The organism is Chlorogloeopsis sp. ULAP01 (assembly GCF_030381805.1).
GTDB lineage: Bacteria > Cyanobacteriota > Cyanobacteriia > Cyanobacteriales > Nostocaceae > Chlorogloeopsis.
Genome location: NZ_JAUDRH010000004.1, coordinates 220234 through 240555, shown reverse-complemented (window position 1 = coordinate 240555; position 20322 = coordinate 220234). Strand labels below are relative to the sequence as shown.

17 protein-coding genes are annotated in these 20322 nt (G+C 41.1%); 12 read left to right on the top strand and 5 right to left on the bottom strand.

The genetic code is table 11. The features are described from left to right. Nucleotides 1-144: 144 nt before the first annotated feature. A complete protein-coding gene (locus QUB80_RS09660) occupies nt 145-861 on the bottom strand; it encodes an LmeA family phospholipid-binding protein (RefSeq protein ID WP_289789287.1) in 717 nt (238 codons plus the stop codon). 355 nt (nt 862-1216) lie between these two features. Between QUB80_RS09660 and QUB80_RS09655 the strand changes: the two genes are divergently transcribed. Together QUB80_RS09655 and QUB80_RS09650 are read left to right on the top strand one after the other, a co-directional pair. Continuing rightward, nucleotides 1217-1981, top strand: coding sequence for a pseudouridine synthase (locus QUB80_RS09655; RefSeq protein WP_289789286.1), 765 nt, complete (start codon nt 1217-1219; stop codon nt 1979-1981). A 25-nt stretch (nt 1982-2006) separates the two neighbouring features. Further along, a complete protein-coding gene (locus QUB80_RS09650) occupies nt 2007-2807 on the top strand; it encodes a helix-turn-helix domain-containing protein (protein WP_289789285.1) in 801 nt (266 codons plus the stop codon). A gap of 232 nt (nt 2808-3039) precedes the next feature. Here the strand turns inward: QUB80_RS09650 and malQ are convergent, their stop codons facing one another. Next, nucleotides 3040-4551 carry a 4-alpha-glucanotransferase gene (malQ, locus tag QUB80_RS09645; protein WP_289789284.1) on the bottom strand — a complete coding sequence of 504 codons (1512 nt, stop codon included), beginning with the start codon at nt 4549-4551 and terminating at the stop codon, nt 3040-3042. A 106-nt stretch (nt 4552-4657) separates the two neighbouring features. On the opposite strand from malQ, the gene QUB80_RS09640 reads away from it, so the two are divergent. From QUB80_RS09640 to QUB80_RS09615, 6 genes are all read left to right on the top strand, one after another. Beyond that, nucleotides 4658-5083, top strand: coding sequence for an NUDIX domain-containing protein (locus tag QUB80_RS09640; protein WP_289789283.1), 426 nt, complete (start codon nt 4658-4660; stop codon nt 5081-5083). A 165-nt stretch (nt 5084-5248) separates the two neighbouring features. After that, the gene (locus tag QUB80_RS09635) at nt 5249-5647 is read left to right on the top strand and encodes a RidA family protein (RefSeq protein WP_289789282.1); all 399 of its coding nucleotides are present in this window, start codon (nt 5249-5251) and stop codon (nt 5645-5647) included. A 13-nt stretch (nt 5648-5660) separates the two neighbouring features. Continuing rightward, nucleotides 5661-9776: a tetratricopeptide repeat protein gene (locus QUB80_RS09630; RefSeq protein ID WP_289789281.1), complete on the top strand. Its 4116-nt coding sequence runs from the start codon at nt 5661-5663 to the stop codon at nt 9774-9776. Nucleotides 9777-10132: 356 nt separating this feature from the next. Further along, entirely contained in the window at nt 10133-10606 is a 474-nt protein-coding gene (locus tag QUB80_RS09625; RefSeq protein ID WP_289789280.1) for a hypothetical protein, read from the top strand. A 271-nt stretch (nt 10607-10877) separates the two neighbouring features. Beyond that, nucleotides 10878-11108, top strand: coding sequence for a hypothetical protein (locus tag QUB80_RS09620; protein ID WP_289789279.1), 231 nt, complete (start codon nt 10878-10880; stop codon nt 11106-11108). 96 nt (nt 11109-11204) lie between these two features. Beyond that, nucleotides 11205-14138, top strand: a complete 2934-nt coding sequence (locus QUB80_RS09615) for a pentapeptide repeat-containing protein (protein WP_289789278.1) — start codon at nt 11205-11207, stop codon at nt 14136-14138. 233 nt (nt 14139-14371) lie between these two features. Here the strand turns inward: QUB80_RS09615 and QUB80_RS09610 are convergent, their stop codons facing one another. Then, nucleotides 14372-14758 carry a response regulator gene (locus tag QUB80_RS09610; RefSeq protein ID WP_289789277.1) on the bottom strand — a complete coding sequence of 129 codons (387 nt, stop codon included), beginning with the start codon at nt 14756-14758 and terminating at the stop codon, nt 14372-14374. A 108-nt stretch (nt 14759-14866) separates the two neighbouring features. On the opposite strand from QUB80_RS09610, the gene QUB80_RS09605 reads away from it, so the two are divergent. Together QUB80_RS09605 and QUB80_RS09600 are read left to right on the top strand one after the other, a co-directional pair. Beyond that, nucleotides 14867-15580, top strand: a complete 714-nt coding sequence (locus QUB80_RS09605) for a Crp/Fnr family transcriptional regulator (RefSeq protein WP_289789276.1) — start codon at nt 14867-14869, stop codon at nt 15578-15580. Nucleotides 15581-15932: 352 nt separating this feature from the next. Next, complete coding sequence (locus QUB80_RS09600) at nt 15933-16649, top strand: Crp/Fnr family transcriptional regulator (protein WP_289789275.1); 717 nt, start codon at nt 15933-15935, stop codon at nt 16647-16649. 917 nt (nt 16650-17566) lie between these two features. On the opposite strand, the gene QUB80_RS09595 is transcribed toward QUB80_RS09600, so the two are convergent. Both QUB80_RS09595 and QUB80_RS09590 read right to left on the bottom strand, forming a co-directional pair. Beyond that, nucleotides 17567-18214 carry a (2Fe-2S) ferredoxin domain-containing protein gene (locus QUB80_RS09595; RefSeq protein WP_289789274.1) on the bottom strand — a complete coding sequence of 216 codons (648 nt, stop codon included), beginning with the start codon at nt 18212-18214 and terminating at the stop codon, nt 17567-17569. A 105-nt stretch (nt 18215-18319) separates the two neighbouring features. Further along, nucleotides 18320-18571: an Asr1405/Asl0597 family protein gene (locus tag QUB80_RS09590; RefSeq protein WP_289789273.1), complete on the bottom strand. Its 252-nt coding sequence runs from the start codon at nt 18569-18571 to the stop codon at nt 18320-18322. 183 nt (nt 18572-18754) lie between these two features. Here QUB80_RS09590 and QUB80_RS09585 point away from each other — a divergent pair, with 183 nt between their 5' ends. Both QUB80_RS09585 and dpsA read left to right on the top strand, forming a co-directional pair. Further along, the gene (locus tag QUB80_RS09585) at nt 18755-18994 is read left to right on the top strand and encodes a hypothetical protein (protein WP_289789272.1); all 240 of its coding nucleotides are present in this window, start codon (nt 18755-18757) and stop codon (nt 18992-18994) included. A gap of 272 nt (nt 18995-19266) precedes the next feature. Beyond that, on the top strand, nt 19267-19821 hold the full coding sequence (gene dpsA, locus QUB80_RS09580; RefSeq protein ID WP_289789271.1) for a DNA starvation/stress protection protein DpsA: 555 nt from the start codon (nt 19267-19269) through the stop codon (nt 19819-19821). The last annotated feature ends 501 nt before the right edge of the window (nt 19822-20322 follow it).

The window sequence follows — 20322 nt, the reverse complement described above, 5'->3', positions numbered from 1 at the left end:
CATCCCCGACTTTTTTAAAAAGTCGAGGATCTGAACACCCTATTTTCAGATGAGATAAGTAGGCACTAGAAAGGAAAAAGCTTCTAGCAGTAAAAATATTATGAAGAATTAATAAATAATATTTTTTATCTTTAAGTTTTTACTTTAAGGTTTAACGTTAATTCGTCCCCGACACACTACCTTTCCTGGGATCAGTTGTAGCTCTTGGATGTCAACTTCCGAACCCAAATCTATATAATGTTCATTCTCATTTTCTACTCCAAATCCCGTGTTGTGGTTCGGAAAAATTTGTGTTACTTGTAACTCATGTTTGCTCAGTAATTTTAAGCGTACACACATTTCTGATGGAGTATGGTTGTTTTCAGGAAGTGGGGAGAAATAAAGTATAAAGTGACCATTACCAAGAATAATTTTTTGCCAAATTATCGGCTTGGATTTTGAGCGTTGTTCTGGTGACAGTTTATCCAATAGCTCATTTAATCCTGATACTAATAAAGTAGAAGCAGCAGAGGCATTAAGATCGTCCTCTTCCAAGGTAATTTCCCCACTAACTGGTACTGTTTCTAACAGTCGCAGTGGCTGTCCCTTAAGTACTGAGCCAATATTGATACGAATATTTTGTGCTAATAATTGAATTTGCCTAACATGAAGACCTCGATAAACAGCGTAACTAGCACTAATGGACACTAAGGGGATAAAACCAGAGAGAATTTGGCGATCGCTGGCTTTAATCTCAACTTCTAACTCAGAGATTTGACTAACTTGCGATCTCAACCATACTTTGAGTGCTGCTTTCAGCACATTTGTGACAATCCGAAGTTTTTTCTGGGGACTTTGGGTTTCGAAATTGTTTTCTGGCATCTACTCGCTCAATGTAATGGGTATTTACTTACAAATCTACAAGTGTTTAAACAAAACTTAAATGTATCATTTGTGGCTACCAATAACCAACCACAAATATACGATTTAAGTAGATCGGTACAAATAAAGCTAACTCGTTAAGACCGTCATTTGTCATTTGTCCTTCGTCATTGGTTAGGTTTTTAAACATATTTACTTTTCGTGACTTAGTTGTATTTATTACCACCAACTTACTTAATCAATAAGGACTTACAAAAAAGTAGTCACGAGTTAGGAGTCAGAATATTTTGTATTCTGGGTTCTGAATTCTTCAAGTAATTTTTTAAGTTTTAATTTCAGAATAAGCAATTTCCACATGGAGACTAGGTTACAAAAAATTCTATCTCAATGGGGTATTGCCTCGCGTCGTCAAGCCGAAGAAATGATTAGGCGATCGCGTGTGCGTGTCAACGGAGACGTAGCGCATTTGGGGCAAAAAATTGATCCCCAAACAGACACAATTACAGTTGATGGCAAGCCAGTATCAGCTGTAGAACGTCCAGCTTTGGTGTATTTGTTATTACACAAACCAGCAACTGTAGTCTCCACTTGCTACGATCCCCAAAATAGAAAGACAGTTCTGGATCTATTACCACCAGAATTGCGTACTCGTCAAGGTATTCACCCTGTTGGGCGTCTAGATGCAGATTCTACCGGAGCACTAATACTCACGAATGACGGAGAATTGACTTTCCGGCTCACCCATCCGCGTCACAGTATTCCCAAAACCTATCATGTTGTGGTGAAGGGACATCCTCCGCCAGCCGTGCTGCAAATGTGGAGTAAAGGTGTAGTGTTGGATGGAAGAAAAACGCGATCGGCACAAGTAAAACTGATCGAAAGATTAGCCGACTCTAGCTGTTTAGAAATTATTTTAAAGGAGGGAAGAAATCGCCAAATTCGCCGTGTTGCCCAACAATTGGGCTATCCAGTTATTAAACTACATCGTACTGCTATAGGTTTAATTCAGTTACAAGCACCTAACCAGAGGCGTTTGCGTGAAGGTGAGTATCGTCATCTCACAGAAAGCGAAATTAAATATTTACAAAAAATTCAAGTAAATTCCCAATTAAAGATTTAGCTAGATTCAAGGAGCATAAAAGCCAATGAAGTGGTTTAGAAGGAATCACAAGTATGAGTCTGCGCCTTCAGTTGACGAGCAAAAGCAAGCCGAAAAGTTAGCAGCCATAGGCGGGCAACTGAGTGCCTCACGCCAGGAAAAAGGTTTATCACTAGAGGAAATGGTTGTACTGACAAAAGTTCCTCGGCGGCTATTGCAAGCAATTGAAGAAGGTAATTTCAAAGAACTTCCAGAGCCAATCTACATTCAAGGGTTGATTCGACAATATGCCGATGCATTGGGCTTTAATGGTACAGAATTTGCCAGTTACTTCCCAGTTAACATCAACAAAATCATTACCAAGCCTGTTTTGAAGACTACGACAATTAGTGAATTACGTCCAATTCATCTTTACCTAATTTATGTATTTGTGATTTTATCTTCTGTGATTGGTTTATCTCGATTATTGAATCCTAACGCATTACAAACAGCAAATAGAAATCAGCAACAGCCAGATGTAGAAGCTGCTTTAAATTCACGAGCCACTCAAAATGCTCAACAAAAACTTCAGTCTGTCAGTGAAATTACAAGTAACGAAGAACAACAGTTGCAAATTGGTGTCATTTTGACAGAGAAATCCTGGATTCAGGTTAGAGTTGATGGCAGAGTCGAGTACGAAGGTGAACTACCACAGGGCTTTCGTGGCAATTGGCAAGCCCAAGAGCAATTAACAGTGAGAACTGATAATGCTGGAGGCGTGTTGGTAAGTGTCAACCGTCAAAAAGCCAAGCAATTGGGAGAGCCAGGCAAACAAAAAGAATTTACCATCGCTGCCAACACAAGGTGATAAGTAGAAGGCAGGAGGCAGAAGGGAAAAAATTTATCTTATTTAGTTGAATTGTGAGTGATGAATTATAAGTATCAAGTTTATTTATCACTCGACACTTATAATTTAAGTGCGTTGCTAAATTATGGTATAAATCCGGATGTAGAGACGCGATATATCGCGTCTCTACAAGGGTTTTGGCATTACGCAAAATTATTTTCACGCCATCAAATCAGTAACGCCAATTCAAAACTTATGACTTCGGTTGCGGAGTACGCCCGTATAACGTGGTTAATGTTTTCAGTTTCCAGGCAGACTCTTGAGTCAAAGCCTGTGCTTCATAACGCCATTCCCAATTGCCCTCCGCCTTGCTAGGAAAATTCATCCGCGCCTCAGTTCCCAAACCAAGAATATCTTGCAAAGGAAGAATCGCTAGATTAGCGATCGCACTCAAAGCCAGACGAATTAAATCCCAGTGGATGCCATCCGGGCTGAAGCAACCTAAATAAAGTGATAAATTTTGCTTTTCCCAATCTGAGGCTTGATTGAACCAACCTACAGTCGTGTCATTATCGTGAGTGCCGGTGTAAACCACTGCATTACGTTGGTAGTTAAAGGGTAAGTAGGGGTTGGCAGAATCAGAACCAAAAGCAAACTGCAAAATTTTCATTCCTGGAAATTCAAACTTGTCTCGCAGCGCTTCTACCTCTGGGGTAATCGTACCTAAATCCTCAGCCAAGACAGGCAGCTTACCCAGCTTTTGTTTAATTGTCTCAAATAACCGTTCTCCAGGTGCTTTTACCCACTCTCCATTGATAGCTGTTTCTTCGCCTTTTGGTACAGCCCAATAAGATTCAAATCCCCGGAAATGATCGATGCGAATAATATCGACATAATCCAGCATCGCTTCAAAACGCTGAATCCACCAGCTAAAATCTTGCTTTTGTAAAGTTTCCCAATTGTAAACCGGGTTGCCCCATAACTGACCGGTAGCGCTAAAGTAATCTGGTGGAACTCCCGCCATCAAATCCACTTCACCTGTCTGTTGATCTAGGCAAAAGATATCAGGATGCGCCCAAACATCTGCACTGTCATGAGCTACATAAATAGGAATATCACCAATTATATAGATGCCCCGCTCATTGGCATATTGCTTTAGTTCCGACCATTGGCGGAAAAACTCGTATTGAGTAAATTTATGGTAAAAAATTGCTCCAGCAAGTAATAGGCGCGCTGCTTCCATTGCTTTATCGTGGCGCTTGGCAATTTCTGGCTCCCATGTGTGCCAACTAGGGCTAGCTTGCGCATCCTTAAGTGCCATAAACAAAGCATAATCGTCTAACCAATAAGCTTTCGTTTGGCAAAAATTGGCGAATGCGTGTTGCTGTTCGGGTGTAGCATGGCTTTTAAAGTTAGCGCAGGCTTTTTTGATCAGAGGAATTTTAGCTGCTACAGCTAGCTGGTAATCTACCTTTCCTGTAGGAAATGCTGGTAAATTTGCAAAATCCTCTTCCTCCAGCAACCCTTCATCGCGCAGCTTTTCTGGGCTAATTAACAAAGGGTTTCCTGCCATAGCCGAGTATGACATATAAGGAGAATTGCCGTAACCAGTCGGCCCTAAAGGTAATACTTGCCAATATTGTTGGTTGCTTTCTTGGAGAAAATCAATAAACCGATAAGCCCCCGTTCCCAAATCTCCGATTCCATAGTGACTGGGAAAACAAGTGGGATGCAGCAAAATACCACTAGCTCTCAAAGGATGCATAATTAACCTGAACTGTAGGAGGAAGATATCCCAACGAATTTACCACGGAACAGACGTCTGCTTTCAGCTAACTGAGTGACCAGACTTAATGCAAAAATGGTGTTTTATGAATCATCAAAATCCTGTTCCGACTGTTGATATCATCATCGAATTGGTTGACCGTCCTCATCGACCAATAGTGTTAATTCAGAGACATAATCCGCCTTTGGGTTGGGCAATTCCCGGTGGTTTTGTAGATTATGGGGAAACTGTGGAAGCCGCAGCCCAGCGCGAAGCCACGGAAGAAACAGGTTTGCAGGTGGAGTTGATAGAACAATTACACGTGTATTCCGATCCGAATCGCGATCGCCGCAAGCACACGATCAGTATTGTTTTTTTAGCCGCAGCCAAAGGAGAAGCAAAAGCGGGAGATGATGCCAAGGATATTGGAATTTTTGAGCCTTGGTGCATACCTACTAATTTATGTTTTGACCACGATCGCATTCTCCAAGATTATTGGCGATATCGACATTATGGGATACGTCCGAGGTAGGGGATTGGGGATTGGGTACTGGGTACTGGTGATTGGGTACTGAGAAGAAGAAGCGGTGACAAGGTAAATAATTATCACCCACTCTCCCCATCTTCCCTCTCCCCCTCCTCTTCCTAATCCCTGTTCCCCCAACCCTATTTAAAAAATAAAACACAGGAATAACCAATGAATAAAAAAGTAGTTAATACTGAACAAGCACCTGCACCAGTCGGCCCGTACAATCAAGCTATTGTTGCTTCTGGTCAAATGATGTTTGTTGCTGGACAAATTGCGCTCGATCCGAAGACGGGTGCTATTGTCGGTACAAAAGATGTGACTAAGCAGACAGAACAAGTAATGGCTAATTTGCAGGCAATCTTAGCTGCGGCTGGGGCAAAGTTTGAGGATGTAGTCAAAACAACTGTCTTCTTAGCTGACATGAATGATTTCGCAGCCATGAATGCTATTTATGCTAAGTATTTTGACGAGGCTACAGCACCAGCACGAGCCTGCGTACAGGTATCGCGTTTACCTAAGGATGTGTTGGTAGAGATTGATTGTATTGCGGTAGTCAATAGGGAATAGGGTTGGGGCAACAGTGAGAGATTGGGCATTGGGAATTGGATTTTCTATGCCCTATGCCCCTTGCCCTGTACCCGTGTCCTCTTCCCAGTACCCAATCACCAGTACCCAGTACCCAATCCCCTTCATCTTATCTTCATCATTTCCTCGGAGAATATTCGGTTTAGCGATCGCCTTTTTGTTTCTTTGGGAACACTCTATTAAAGAGTGTATTAAGGAAGTGTCAAAAGTGACAGATGATTATGTAAATTCACCCCTTTCCTTAAGTGACAGAGAAGTGGTGCTAAAGGCTATTAATACTATTCGAGAAAGATTGCCACTGTTAATTGATATCACTGAGTCGGAGTGTAAATACTTACCAGAAGTTGAGGAGAAAAATCAGGAGCTAGTCACCAAGGCTGTAGAGGTGGCAATGCAAAACCCCAACTTTGCGTCTCGCAGCAAGCCACCCCAAAAGCGTCAGACTCTGCAACAAATTCTCAAACAACGCCAACAATTAAGTTTCGTGGGGCGAGAAGAACAAATCGCTCTATTTCGCCATAATTTAGAATTACCATTTGCAGATCATCAACATCGATTTATCTTCAATATTTTCGGGCAAGGTGGTGTAGGAAAAACCTTGTTATTGCGGCAGTTTCGCCAAATTGCTGAGAATGCAAAATTCCTCACCGCTTATACAAACGAGCTGGAAACCAACATTCCGGCAGTAATGGCTCATTTGGCACAACAGCTAGAACAACAAGGTTGGCAATTAACCAAATTTAACGAACGTTACCAAGCTTACCAAAATACACAACAAGAATTAGTAACCGATACCGAAGCTCCCCAAAGTTTTTCGGCTTTTTTAAGAGGAACTGTGCCGAAAGGAGATATATATCTACAGTTACAAATTCCTCGTACTCAGGTGGTTTTGGAATATGTGGATCAAGATATTGAAGCAACACAGACAGAATGGGCATCCTATCTTGCTAAAAAAATCCACAATCAAGACGAACTACGCTTGTTGCTAGAACCTGTTGCCATGTTGACACCTTTATTTTTAGAGGAGTTATGGCAAATAGCAGAAAATTCCGATTTGGCTCTGTTTTTGGACACTTACGATCGCACAGAGGGATTTTTAGATCGCTGGCTCAGAGACATTTTTGATGGTTGTTATGGCGACGTACCACCAAATATATTACTGGTAATTGCGGGGCGGCAGGAGTTAAATCAAAACTATTGGGCGTGCTACGAAGATTCAATCCAGCGTCTTGGTTTAGAACCTTTTACTGAAAGCGAAGCCAGACTTTATCTGAATCACAAAGGCATTAATGACGCTCAGATAATTGATGTGATTCTCCGTTTGTCTGAACGCTTACCCTTGTTGGTGGCTACTCTCGCTGTTGAAGCTCCCCAAGATCCAAACCAAGTTGGTGATGCTAACGGCTTGGTGATCGAACGCTTTTTGAAATGGGTAGAGCCAAAACAGCGACAAGGAGTCATGAGCGCTGCAATGCCTCGGTATTTGCACCGGGAAGTACTTGTACAGTTGCGTGGTGAACAAGAAGCAGATGAACTTTTAGCATGGCTCAAACAGATGCCATTTGTGGAAGCGCATACTCATGGTTGGGTATTTCATGATGCTGCCAAAACTTTGATGTTACGTCACAAGCGTCTTTCTTCAGCACAAGCTTGGGCAGATTCGCAGGGTAAATTAGCAGACTATTATGATGCTCTGGCAAATAACTTGCAATTAGACGAACAGCAAAAATGGTGCGATGCGACTTGGCAAAATCACAAACTCAATGTTTTGTACCACCGCTTATGCCAATCTACCCAAAAGAACTTGTCTTTAGCTTTGAATGGTTTTTTGACAGCGCTTCAGCACCAATATGATTTTGCTTTGGCTTGGGCAGAAATAATCATTCAGGTTGGCAGAGATGCTGATGCTATAGAAGTTCAGCGTTGGGGTGAAAAGCTACTCAAAGGGCTAAAAGGCTTAAAAGAGGATGATTATGAAACCACGCTCGAAATGCTGAGTTCACTCATCGATCAGGGGAAGCTAGATGCTAAGTGTCGAGCTTTGGCTTTTAGCTTTCGGGGTACAATCTATCATGCTACCAAACGTGGTGAAGAAGCCCTCAAAAATTTTAAACAAGCTACTGCCCTCGACTCTACAGTCAACTTAGCAAATTTACTACGAGGTTCTATTTATGCTGAATTGGAGCGTTACTCGGAGGCAATCAAAAACTTCGATCAGATAATTTTTTATGAACCTCTCAATATTCAGGCGATCGCCCAACGAGGTTATACCTACCACTTGATGAAGCACTATCAAGAAGCAATTCAAGACTTTGATCGTGCTATTGCGATTAACCCAAATTACACCTGGGGCAGAATGCAGCGGGGGTATAACAATTTGTTGATGCAACGCTATGAAGAAGCAATTCAAGACTTTGATTGTGTTCTGGAAAATGACTTACAACAAAATGGAGCAATTGCACTCCGAGGAATTGGATACTACTTGCTCGAACGCTATTCCCAAGCAATTCAAGATTTTGATCGCTTCTTAGCATCAGAGCCAGACGATATCAAATTGATTTTACTGCGAGGTACAGCATATTACTTGCAGGAGCGTTATGACGAAGCCGTACAAGACTTTAACCATGTTCTCAAGTTAGAGCCAGAACAAACTCAAGCCCTTGTCTTGCGTGGTGCAGCATACAAGTTAATGGAGTATCACGTAGAAGCTGTTCTCGATTTTGATCGCGTCATTCAACTAGAGTCTACAAACAAGTGGGCGATCGTGCAGCGAGGGCAAACCTATCGCCGGATCGAAGATTACGCTAAAGCAGTGCAAGACTTTGATTTGGCGATCGCTTTGGATACCTATGATATTGGAGCAATTATCAATCGGGGTGAAACTTATCAATTGATGGGAAACTATGACAAAGCCCTCAAAGATTTTAATCGTGCGATTTCCCTTAACCCCAACAATACTTGGGCAATTACTAGCCGGGGTGAAATTTATCAATTGATGAGACAGTACGAAGAAGCTCTCCAAGACTTTGATCGTGCTCTCGAACTCAATCCTAATTGCACCCAAGCTATCAGTAGTAGGGGTAAAACATATCAATTAATGGGACATTACGATCAAGCCCTCAAAGAATTTAAACGGGCAATCGAATTTAAACCCCAAGACACTTGGCTGATTGTCTGTCGCGGTGAAATTTATCAATTGATTGGGAACTACTCTAAAGCCCTCAATGATTTTAACCATGCCTTGAGCCTCGATCCTAATTACACCTGGGCAATTGTTTGCCGAGGCGAAACTTACCAATTGATGGGGCGCTACGAGCAAGCACTCACAGAATTTAACCGCGCCCTAGAAATCGAGCCGATGAATGATAAAGCCTTGGCAGCAAGAGGTTATGCTTACTGGACAATTAATAATTACACTGAAGCTCTCAAAGACTTTGATCGTGCCATTGAACTAGACTCTAATAACGGTAAAGCCTGGGTTGGTAGAGGTTACACATACCGAGCAATAAACCGTTACACCGCAGCTCTCAAAGACTTTGAACGCGCCCTTGAGATAGATCATAATAACGGCTGGGCATTAGCTGGGCGAGGAGCCATCTATTGCCGGATGGAGAATTACAACGAAGCTCTTAGCGACTTTGAGCGCGCCCTTGAAGTTAGTTCAAAACAACATCATGAGTGTGCATTAGCTGGGCGTGGTTATACTTATTTGCTGCTCAAACGCCATAGCGAGGCTTTGGCAGATCTTGATCGCGCAATCCAATTAAATACCAACAATGACTGGTATATGTATTTACGCGCTTTAGCCTACCAAACCTTGAACGAGGCAAGTAAAGCACGAACTGACTTAGCCTCAGCCATTAAGCTTGCTAAACAACGTTATCAAGATCATCCTCAAGACTGGCGTAATACCTTCAATTTAGCCCTTTACTATTTGGCAGTTCAGTATTACCCAACCGTAGAAAACTTATATCGATATGCCATATCTAAAGGTGCATCTTTAGAGCATATCCGTGAAGCTATTCATGAGTTGGATAATTTTTTGATTGTTTTCCCCGAACATCTCCAGGCTAAGTTTATGCGCCAACTGTTACAGTCTGCTTTTAATTAGAAGGCAGTCCCAATGAAACAAGTTTCACAAGCCTTGCATGAAAAACCTCACCCCGTCCTGTCGGACACCCCTCTCCTTGCTAAGGAGAGGGGCAGGGGGTGAGGTGACTTTCAAGGCAGGAGGCAGGAGGCAGGAGTTTTTACTGTTCCCCCAACCCCCAACCCTGTTCCCGACTTTTCGAGGCAGCATCCCACAAACCCTCATAAACCCTCATTACCAAGCTTCAACCTGGTAACGAGAACTAGAGCAATCTGGCTCTCTTAATTTTCCTTCTGCCATCTGCCATCTGCCTTTTTTGCGATCGCTTCTCTAATTTTGGGAACACTGAAATTAAGCGTTGAAATTGAGTGATTTATATGACAACAAAAAGTATCAGTGCCAATATTTCCAAAGTAGACAGGGAAATGGTGATGCAGGCGATCGCTACTATCAAAGAAAAGTTACCGTTTTTAGTTGATTTGACAACAGAGGAACGACGCTCAATGTTGAAGATGGGAGATAAAAGTCGGGCTTTTGTCAGCAAAGCGTTAGAGGTAGCGACACAAAATCCTAATTTTCTCCCTCGTTCTTTTGATGTTGACGAAATGCGCCGCGATATTGAATTGTATGAAGCTTTGTATCCCATATTGCTATCACTAACGCAACTGCAAGAATTAGTAGATGACACTTGGATGACAGCTGGGAGTGAAGCGTATGCATCAGCACTGGCAGTTTACAACTATGCTAAAGCTAGTGGTGACGTCATGGGTTTAGATGCGGTGATTGATGAAATGGGACGTAGATTCAACCGCCGTTCTAAGAAAAAGCCATCAGAAATTCCTGCTAGTTAATTAGCGATCGCAGACAAAATTTGCCCTGTCAGATCCCCAACTTATTAAAGGATGTTTTAAAAGCGATCGGGGATGTATCAAAGCTTTTCGATCCCCCTAGATCCCCCTTTTTAAGGGGGACTTTGATTTATTTTCCCCCTTTTTTAAGGGGGGCTAGGGGGGATCTTGATACAACTTGATACTTTACAAACAACATCTTAGAGAAGTCGGGGATCTATTTGCTAGATCTTGATGTGTTGAGCTTTCGAGGTTCAACATTGAGCTTCTGAAGATGAAGTTTAAGCTTTCGAGGTTCAACCTTGAGCTTCTGAAGATGAAAGTTAAGCTTTTGAGGTTCAACCTTGAGCTTCTGAAGATGAAGTTTGAGCTTTCGAGGTTCAACCTTGAGCTTCTGAAGGTGAAGTTTGAGCTTTCGAGGTTCAACCTTGAGCTTCTGAAGATGAAGTTTGAGCTTTCGAGGTTCAACATTAAGCTTCTGAAGCTCAATTGTGACCTTTTTTGAATAAATTTTAAATTTACTAGTGTTATTCAGAAAAAAAGATGTCTGGCGTTGTTTAAATAGATTGGCTAAATATATCTACAGCGTCACACAACAGCCATGAGCAGCGAATCGGGATTTGCAGTCACTAAGCCTGTTGCATTATGGAATAAACCAGTAAAAGCAGACTTCAAGGAACTCTTTAAGTCATTAAGCAAAGCTGCAATCAATACTGCTTTAGGCAAGTGGGATAGTGTTGCCACCGATGTTGTAGACGCTTCCGCAGCACTGGGTTTGGCAGAAACACCACAAGAAGTTGCCTGGGTATTAATTTATCGCTCCTTGACTCAAGCAATGGTGGATTTGGTAGAGGGCAATAAGGAATTACTTACCAAACAACCAGACACCAATGAAATAGAAATTATTTGCAATCATCGGCTAAACTTCTCCCTGGAAAATATAGAGTTACGCATTGACGAAGATTTTTTTCGCTACCCAAAAAAATTACCGATTGTAGAAGCCATCAAAACTCCTTTTGCTCAGTGGTTAGAAGGCTTTGGTGTCACACCAGCACAAGCAGAAACAATCAGTCATCGCTTGCCTACCTATTTCGTCTTTGCCCTGCACGAAGAATGGGCAAAACACCCAGATAAATATGCCTGTTTAAAAGAGGAACTCGATACCCCTTTTACTCAAGCCAATGCACGAGAACAAGCATGGCAGCGTTATGGCGCTTGGCTGCAAAAACAAGTTGAAGAACCGATGTTTTTAGAAGCCTTTGGCTTGAAACAGGTTTATGTTCCTTTGTGTGCCTACTATCAGCGCAAAGTTGACAGTCAAAAAGAAGACGAATTTGAATACCGTCTCAAAGACAATAAACAATATGAGCGGGTTGTAGTCGATCTAGAAAAACAACTACAAACTTGGTTGAATAACAGCGATCGCCATGATGCCATTCGCGTGATTAGTGGTGGACCTGGTAGTGGCAAATCTTCCTTTGCTAAAATCTTTGCAGCCCAGGTAGCAGAAAAGGGAGAAATTAAAGTTTTATTTATTCCTTTGCATCAATTTAATCCTTTAGATGATTTAGTTGATGCAGTTGGCAAATTTGTCAACTCAGATATTTATAGTATTTTACCTTCTAATCCCCTACGTTCAGAGTATGCTGAATCGCGGTTGCTAATTATTTTTGACGGCTTAGATGAACTATCTATGCAAGGCAAAGTGGCAGCAGAAATTGCTCAACAATTTGTTCGAGAAGTACAGAAAAAAATAGATAGATTTAATCAGCAAGAAACTCACGTCCAAGTCATAATTAGCGGTCGTGACTTAGTAGTTCAAGCAAATAGCAACGAATTTCGCCAACCACAGCAAATTTTGCATATCCTGCCTTATTTCATCACTGAAAATCAAAAAAATCAAGAAAAATACATTGATAATCAAAACTTGTTAGCTGAGGATCGGCGGCAATTGTGGTGGCAGTATTATGGCAAGGTTAAAGGTTACGGATATACAGGCTTACCACTAGAATTAGACCGAGGTAATCTCACAGAAATAACTTCCCAACCTTTGCTTAATTATTTAGTGGCATTAAGTTTTGTTCGCGGTGAAGTTGAGTTTTCTCAAGACAGCAACTTAAATACTATTTACTCTGATTTACTCAAAGCCGTTTATGAGCGGGGTTGGACGGGTTATCAACATCCTTCACTACAGGGAATTCAAGAAAAAGACTTTGTTCGCATTCTGGAAGAAATTGCATTAGCTTCCTGGCATGGAGATGGACGCACAACAACAGTTAGAGAGATTGAAAGTCATTGTGACAACAGTAGTTTAAAACGACTTTTAGAAATATTTCAAGAAGGGGCAAAATTAGGGATAAATCGTCTGTTAACCGCCTTTTATTTTCGCCAAAGTGGATTTAATGAAGGCGAGAAAACCTTTGAATTTACCCACAAAAGTTTTGGTGAATATTTAACAGCAAGACGCATCGTGCGAGAAGTACGACGTATACATGAAATGCTCAAGCGTCGCGAAGACGATCCAGATGAAGGATGGGATGAACGAGATGCATTACAACGTTGGGCAACTCTCTGTGGTGCATCCCCTATGGATGAGTATCTTTTTAATTTTGTTGTTGATGAAATGCGTTTGCAAAATCCTTCAGATGTCGGCAATTGGCAGCAGACACTATGCGATCTAATTGGTTTTATGCTGCGTCATGGAATGCCGATGGAACGCTTAAATCCTAGAGCAGATTTTCAGGAAGAAAACCGACAAGCACGGAATGCAGAAGAAGCTTTGTTAGCTGTTTTAAATGCCTGCGCTAGGGTAACAGAAAATATTTCTCAAATTAAATGGCCTACTCCAGAAGCTTTTGGCACTTGGATTTCTCGACTTCAGGGGCAAAGAATCGATTTCGATGATGTTTTTTGCTTAAATTGCTTGAGTTTTTTAGACTTGCAAAACAGTATTCTCATCCTCAAAGATTTTTGCGGAGCAAGCTTTGTAGGGGCAAACCTTTTAGGAGCAAACCTTTTAGGAGTAAACCTTGAAGGAGCGAACCTTGCAGAGGCGAACCTTGAACGGGCGAACCTTAAATGGGCGAACCTTAGATGGGCGTACCTTACAGGAGCGAAGCTTGCAGGGGCGAACCTTGAACGGGCGTACTTTGAAGGCGCGATCTTTAGATGGGCGAATCTTGAACGGGGGAACCTTGAACGGACGAATCTTGAACGAGCAAATTTTGAACGGGCAAATCTTGAAGGGGCGAACCTTGTAGAGGCAAACCTTGTAGAGGCGTACCTTTTAGAGGCAAACCTTGTAGAGGCGTACCTTTTAGAGGCGAACCTTGCAGGGGCGAACCTTGTAGAGGCAAATCTTGAAGGGGCGAACCTTGAACGGGCAAATCTTGAAGGGGCGAACCTTGTAGAGGCGAACCTTGAGCGGGTAAACCTTAAATGGGCGAACCTTCGGGGAACGATTCTTGAGGGCAAAGATTTATCAAGCTTGAATGTGGTAAGAAGTTCTGACACTGATGAATCTGAGACAAAGTAGCATTCAGTCTGAGTAGTTTCAACTTTACAAAGGCAACTGTAAGCGCACTCTCAAAAAAGCAGCCAGTAGTAGCGTGTCAAGACTAAAATGTTACATGATAGCTTTCTTGTGGAATGGGCTTCTAGCCCGTCCGGTGCGGACAAGATGTCCACACCACAAAATTTATTTTTATAGACGTTAGTCCTAACGCATCGAAAATTAGGATGGTGCGGTCTTGGCGACAACACACCCTACTACGATTGCAAATCGTCGCCCAGGATTTCGGCAATTGTTCTAGCAACTTGATCAGGATCGATAGGCTTCGTTAAGAAAGTTTGGACACCAACCCGCATCAGTTCTTCCCGCACCGACTCGCGCAAATCTCCCGAACAAACCACAATCGGAGTCGATTGATCGAAAGCACGAATTCTATCAATCAATTCAAAGCCTGTACCGTCCCAGAAATATAAGTCCACCAAGTAAAGATTGAACTTCCCACTTTCAGCAACCCGCAAGCCCTCAGTCACGCTTTGCACCGTCTCGATCTCATATCCTGCATCGTTTAGAATAAAACTTAACAACTCACAGTTGTCCTGTGAATCATCGACGTAGAGAATCCGTTTTTTGACGGGATGAACCACAGCTACTTTTTTACCATCCTGCTTTAGGTGCCTGTTTGCTCTGGGTAAGATTACCAAGCTAAAGTGATACCTGTCCGTTCTCCAGCGAACGGACAAAGGAATAGAATTATGCTGAATTTTAGTGAGCCTAAGCGATCAAAAAATTTCATTCTCAATTCGATACCACAAGAAGAATATGATCGCCTACATCCTCATCTAGAACGAGTTGAATTGAACCAAAACGACGTTCTCGCACATATCAGAGAACCGATAACTCATGTGTATTTTCCAACGACTGCTCTACTTTCTTTGGTGCATTCAACAATAGAAGGAGAAACTGTTAAAGTTGGAGCGACGGGATTTGAAGGAATGGTTGGAACTACCTTCATTCTCAATCGAGATGTTGTACCCTGGGAGATTAACGTTCTCCTTACGGGCGAGGCATTCAAATTAAACGCTGAAGCTTTTGTCAGTGTTTTGCACAAGTCTGTTGTTCTCCGGCAAAAAGTGACGGCTTTTGCTTACCTCAAAGTTATGCAGCTAATGCAATCCGCACTTTGCAATCGCTTCCATACTATTGAGCAACGCTTTTGTCGCTGGTTGTTAGCAACCCAAGATCGAGTCAAAACCCCTGAACTGTTGCTGACGCCAAACATCCTAGCTACGATGATTGGTTCAAATCTTTCCGCCGTTAACATTGTTACCGGAACTCTCCAAACAGCCGGATTTATTCGCACAGTTCGCGGTAAAGTTACCATCCTCAATCGCGAAGAAATGGAAGAAGCAACTTGTGAGTGCTATCACATCATTAAAGATGAATTTGAACGATACCTCCGAAACTGAGAGTTTCGTCTGCCTTTAAGAAACTCTGCTATCCTGCTTTGGGTGGAATAAATGGATTACTAAGCTAATATAACTCCTCCGTTCGCTAGAGAACGGACGAAGAAGGGGTAATCGTGCCATTTTGGGAAAATTGTACGTTAAGTAATATGCCTGTACTGCCCAATCATGACTATGTTTGGGTTGCAGACACACAGCTAGCTAGTTTCCCTAGCCTTGCCAGTTCAAGAGCAGCAAACCCGAAATGTATCTATCTGAAAGTCAAACGGTATAAGGCTTTGGGAGGTGCTCTAAATCTATCTAAATTTATTAGCGTACAATTTTCCCCCTTCCCCACGATCACCCTAAGGAAATTATGCTAAATTTCAATGAGCTTCAACGGTCGAAAAATTTCATTCTCAATTCGCTACCGCAAGAAGAATATGATCGCCTACATCCTCATTTAGAACTAGTAGAGTTACACCAAAACGACATTCTCACCAGGATTAGAGAACCGATCACTCATGTCTACTTTCCGACAACTGTCTTGATTTCCAAGGTACATTCAACGCAAGAAGGCGAAACCGTAGAAGTCGGTATCACTGGATTTGAAGGAGTAGTAGGGACAGCATTTCTGTTCAATCAAAATTCTGCTCCTTGGCAAGTTGAGGTGCAACTTACAGGCGAAGCATTTAAATTAAGTGCCGAAATCTTTGCCCGCGTATTACATAAGTCTGTTGTTCTACGACAAAAAGTGACGGCTTTTACTTATCTCAAGCTGATGCAGTTGACGCAATCTGCACTTTGCAACCGTTTCCATACCGTTGAGCAACGCCTTTGCCGTTGGTTACTCGCAGCCCAAGATCGTGTCAAAACCCCCGAACTGTTACTCACGCGAGACACTCTAGCCTCAATGATTGGTTCAACTCGCCCCGCCGTTAGCATTGTTACCGGAACTCTCCAAACAGCCGGATTTATTCGCGCTACCCGTGGTAAAGTCACCATCCTCAACCGTGAAGAAATGGAAGAAGCGACTTGTGAGTGTTATCACATCATTAAAGATGAATTTGATCGATACTTAGAAATTAAATAAGAAGCGATCGCTAAGAGTTCCGTATACGCGATCGCTCCGAGTCGCTCCTCAGCTGGAGGAAACATCGATCCAGATTATATTAGTTACTATGCCATTAGTGATTGCAGTGGCAATCCCCTCATACCCGCAACCCCCCAAGGCTAATCTAAAGACTGCTCAACTTCTTGATAGACAATAATAAAAATTAGCGATCGCCTCTGCTTTGATTCAGTCTAAATAAACTATTTAATCAACATTCACTTATAAATAAATATCGCTCCCCACTAGAGATAGATGTTGATAAATTATTCATATGTTTAGATACCTAGAGATTAGAAAGTCTAAGCTCTCTATAAAAACTTAGGTTACTATGATTTAATTTTGCCCAACTATTTATTGACCGCACCTACGAAGATAGTCCCACAAAACAATTTTCACTGTAGGGGATGTAAACTTCACTTCTTGTCTCTCTTTTGTAATTAAAAATATACAAATAATAAATAAATACTCCTAAAGATAGATTATTATTAGCTAAGAATTTGTTAATAGAAAAAGTCCTAGCTTCATAGAGAAGTCCAGGACACTAAGTGAATGGATAATTGCTTACCATCATAGCTAAAACTTTCAGGAAATTGAATAAAAATTGAGTTAAAGATTGAGTAAAAACTTAAATATTTATTTAAGCAAGTTATGATAACTATTTAGAGATTTTAAATTTTATTAAGATTTTTATGAACAGCAAAGTCGTAGTAGCTCAAAATTAAAAAATATCACCTAACTTTGAGTAAACTACTGGGTATTGAATCAAGCTGTTTTTGAGCGTGGAAAACAATTATACAAGTCATACTTTCTTATATAAGTCTTAGATAAGTACGACTTGCTATACGTAAATAAAAAGTTTTTTATTGGCTTTTAACTAACTCTTAACTAGCTCTTAACTAAACACTAACTGTGCTTGCAATAGGCATTGTTACTTCTGTGACATTCTTTTGATTCTGGCTGACACTGCTATCAGTAAAATGTTTTTCCATCAATGCAGGTACTTGGGCAGCTTGAATGCGACTGTAACGGGTTTTGTCTGGCATCACTACATTTGGCCCTGCTTTACAGTTTTTCATACAACCAGTACCTTTGATAGTGACTTGATCTGCTAAACCGCGATCACGCAAAGCTCCTTGTAAAGCCTGACATACCCCATCAGCACCACGTTTCACGCAATCAGACTTTTGACAAACCAAAATAGTCGCTTTTGCTGATTTTGCCTTAGTTTCAGTTAGAGAGGACACAGAGAAAGTTTCTCCCCCTGTCTCCAACTCTCGCCGTGCTGCCATTATTTGTTGAGCTTTCAGCTTAACTTCGCCTGTTTTGCGATCGTGTTTTTTCTCACCTACGACTTGCAACCAAGTACCACGTGGTAAGCGCCAGTCAAACGCCACTCGCAGATGTTTAGCTAGCTTTACGTAACATTCACCTTCAGAAGTCCCTAGTACCAAGCCTTTGAGCTTATAGCCATCTTTAATCACAAAATCAAGAAATCTTCCCTCAAGACAAAATTCTGATATTTCGTTGCTATGGCAATTACTCATGTTTCTAACCTTTTCTTTAGTTTTTACGAAAACCAGCAATCAGGGAAGGCAGGTTTTGAGATGCACAACAGCTTCCCATCGGGATTCAAGGCTTTTAACGTTTAACTACTGATAGCGATGCTGCCAACAGAGTTCTAAAGTCCAAACCAATTCTTGACGAGAGGCTGTGAATTGTCGCATCACACTCCAAACTTGAATAGCTGCAAGAGTATTGTCAATTTGGGCTGTTAATGGCTCGTTAGCCTCACACCAACAAGGAATATCTAGTTCCTGTAGGCGTTGATAAACTTGCCAACGCTCTGCCCAATTCACCTCTATAACGTGTTTTTCTTGTAATTTTGAACTGAAAGACTTCAAGATTCCTGCCCTCAAAGTGCTAGAAAATCGCAGTAAATGGTGTGTTATCGCTTTTTTATGGTTTTTATTTTGCGGAGTATAGCTCCTTAAATCAGGATAACCTAAGTGCGAACTTTTCTCAGTAGTTTTTGAAAAAAAATCTCAACCGTCCCGCCAGCGGCTAGGGGCTAAAGGCTAGAAACCTTGTCCTTACAATATCTTTGCCATCTCCACGTCATTACTATTCAGCTAGAGAATAAATTTTCTAGTGAGATAGCTCACGCTGCATATTTACGTCTACTAAAAGTGGACTTGCCCTATTTGCCTAAAACTTTAGATGTAATTGGAACTTTGATGATTACAAAAATGTGGGTAATGGCAAAATGGCAAGGGTTAAAAACTAGGGTTGGCGCTAGGTACAGAGAACAGGAAACAGATCACTGATGCTCAATTCTTATCCACGCCATAGCCTTTATTCCTGACAAGGAAATAGAGGACTGTATATAGATAAATAGAAAAACTGTTAATACTGTTAACGAGATATTGATGAGATATTGATGAGATCTATCGTCGTTAAGTCATAAAAGTAGAAGTTTTATTACTTCTAAAAATCAAACTTTTATCGTATTGCTTGGTCTTGATTTCATTTCTTAAAATGCTAGGATGTAGAGACCAAGCGGTTAGCAAAGAATAACTGCTGCAAAGCGAGGAGAACCATGTCTGAAACACAAACTTTATTACAAAACTTTGGTCAAGTTTATGACAATCCTGTACTGCTAGATCGCAGTGTAACTACACCAGTTTGTGAAGGCTTTAATGTCGCTTTAGCTAGTTTTCAAGCACTGTACTTGCAGTACCAAAAACATCATTTTGTAGTTGAAGGTGCAGAATTTTACTCACTGCACGAGTTTTTTAATGAAAGCTATGAAGAAGTTCAAGGACATATCCATGAAATTGGAGAGCGTTTAAATGGACTAGGTGGTGTACCAGCTGCTAGCTTCAGCAAATTAGCCGAATTGTGCTGCTTCGAGCCAGAATCTGATGGTGTATTCTCTTGCCGTCAAATGGTGGAAAATGACCTGAAAGCAGAACAAGCGATGATTAAACTGATTCGCAGCCAAGCTTCACAAGCTGAGAGTTTAGGCGATCGCGCTACTCGTTATTTATACGAACAAATTCTGTTGAAAACAGAAGAACGTGCTTACCATCTGGCTCACTTCCTTGCTAAAGACAGCTTAACCTTAGGATTTGTTCAGCCTGCTCAAAACTAATATCCTAATTACTCAAGCTGTCTGTTTGAGACCAAAGAAAAAGTTAGATGCTTTAGTTCTAAATAAATTATAAAGAAAAGGCAGATAAGGATATCTTTGAATATCTCTGCCTTTTTTAATATATGTATACAAAAAAACACAAAGTTTACTTTTAACGATTCCTTTTACACAGCGATGAGAAAATGTTCTTGTTTGACTGAGTAAAAGTATTAAAATTTTTCTGGCTGAAGATTACCAAACAACAACTCAATTATTGAGAAAAATAGCTAATAATATTTTTTATATGATTTAGACAATTGATAAATTTATTTATAGTTATCACATACAATTTTAGACAGACTAAAACAGCAAAGATAAATGTAAAAATTAAAAATGTAAATGCAAATACATATCTTTTTTACTATGCAATTGTTATAGCTGCTTTAACTTCTACCAGTTCTGTTTGTCATGTCATCCTGACTTAAACAAGACTAAATACTACCTGCTTAGACTCTAAACAAA

Excerpts from the sequence above, each read along its gene's own strand:
- QUB80_RS09615 (WP_289789278.1), top strand. The coding sequence starts at position 11,205 with ATGAGCAGCGAATCGGGATTTGCAGTCACTAAGCCTGTTGCATTATGG.
- QUB80_RS09620 (WP_289789279.1), top strand. The coding sequence starts at position 10,878 with ATGAAGTTTAAGCTTTCGAGGTTCAACCTTGAGCTTCTGAAGATGAAA.
- malQ (WP_289789284.1), bottom strand. The coding sequence starts at position 4,551 with ATGCATCCTTTGAGAGCTAGTGGTATTTTGCTGCATCCCACTTGTTTT.
- QUB80_RS09600 (WP_289789275.1), top strand. The coding sequence starts at position 15,933 with ATGCTAAATTTCAATGAGCTTCAACGGTCGAAAAATTTCATTCTCAAT.
- QUB80_RS09655 (WP_289789286.1), top strand. The coding sequence starts at position 1,217 with ATGGAGACTAGGTTACAAAAAATTCTATCTCAATGGGGTATTGCCTCG.
- QUB80_RS09625 (WP_289789280.1), top strand. The coding sequence starts at position 10,133 with ATGACAACAAAAAGTATCAGTGCCAATATTTCCAAAGTAGACAGGGAA.
- QUB80_RS09635 (WP_289789282.1), top strand. The coding sequence starts at position 5,249 with ATGAATAAAAAAGTAGTTAATACTGAACAAGCACCTGCACCAGTCGGC.
- QUB80_RS09660 (WP_289789287.1), bottom strand. The coding sequence starts at position 861 with ATGCCAGAAAACAATTTCGAAACCCAAAGTCCCCAGAAAAAACTTCGG.
- QUB80_RS09605 (WP_289789276.1), top strand. The coding sequence starts at position 14,867 with ATGCTGAATTTTAGTGAGCCTAAGCGATCAAAAAATTTCATTCTCAAT.
- QUB80_RS09650 (WP_289789285.1), top strand. The coding sequence starts at position 2,007 with ATGAAGTGGTTTAGAAGGAATCACAAGTATGAGTCTGCGCCTTCAGTT.
- QUB80_RS09640 (WP_289789283.1), top strand. The coding sequence starts at position 4,658 with ATGAATCATCAAAATCCTGTTCCGACTGTTGATATCATCATCGAATTG.
- dpsA (WP_289789271.1), top strand. The coding sequence starts at position 19,267 with ATGTCTGAAACACAAACTTTATTACAAAACTTTGGTCAAGTTTATGAC.
- QUB80_RS09595 (WP_289789274.1), bottom strand. The coding sequence starts at position 18,214 with ATGAGTAATTGCCATAGCAACGAAATATCAGAATTTTGTCTTGAGGGA.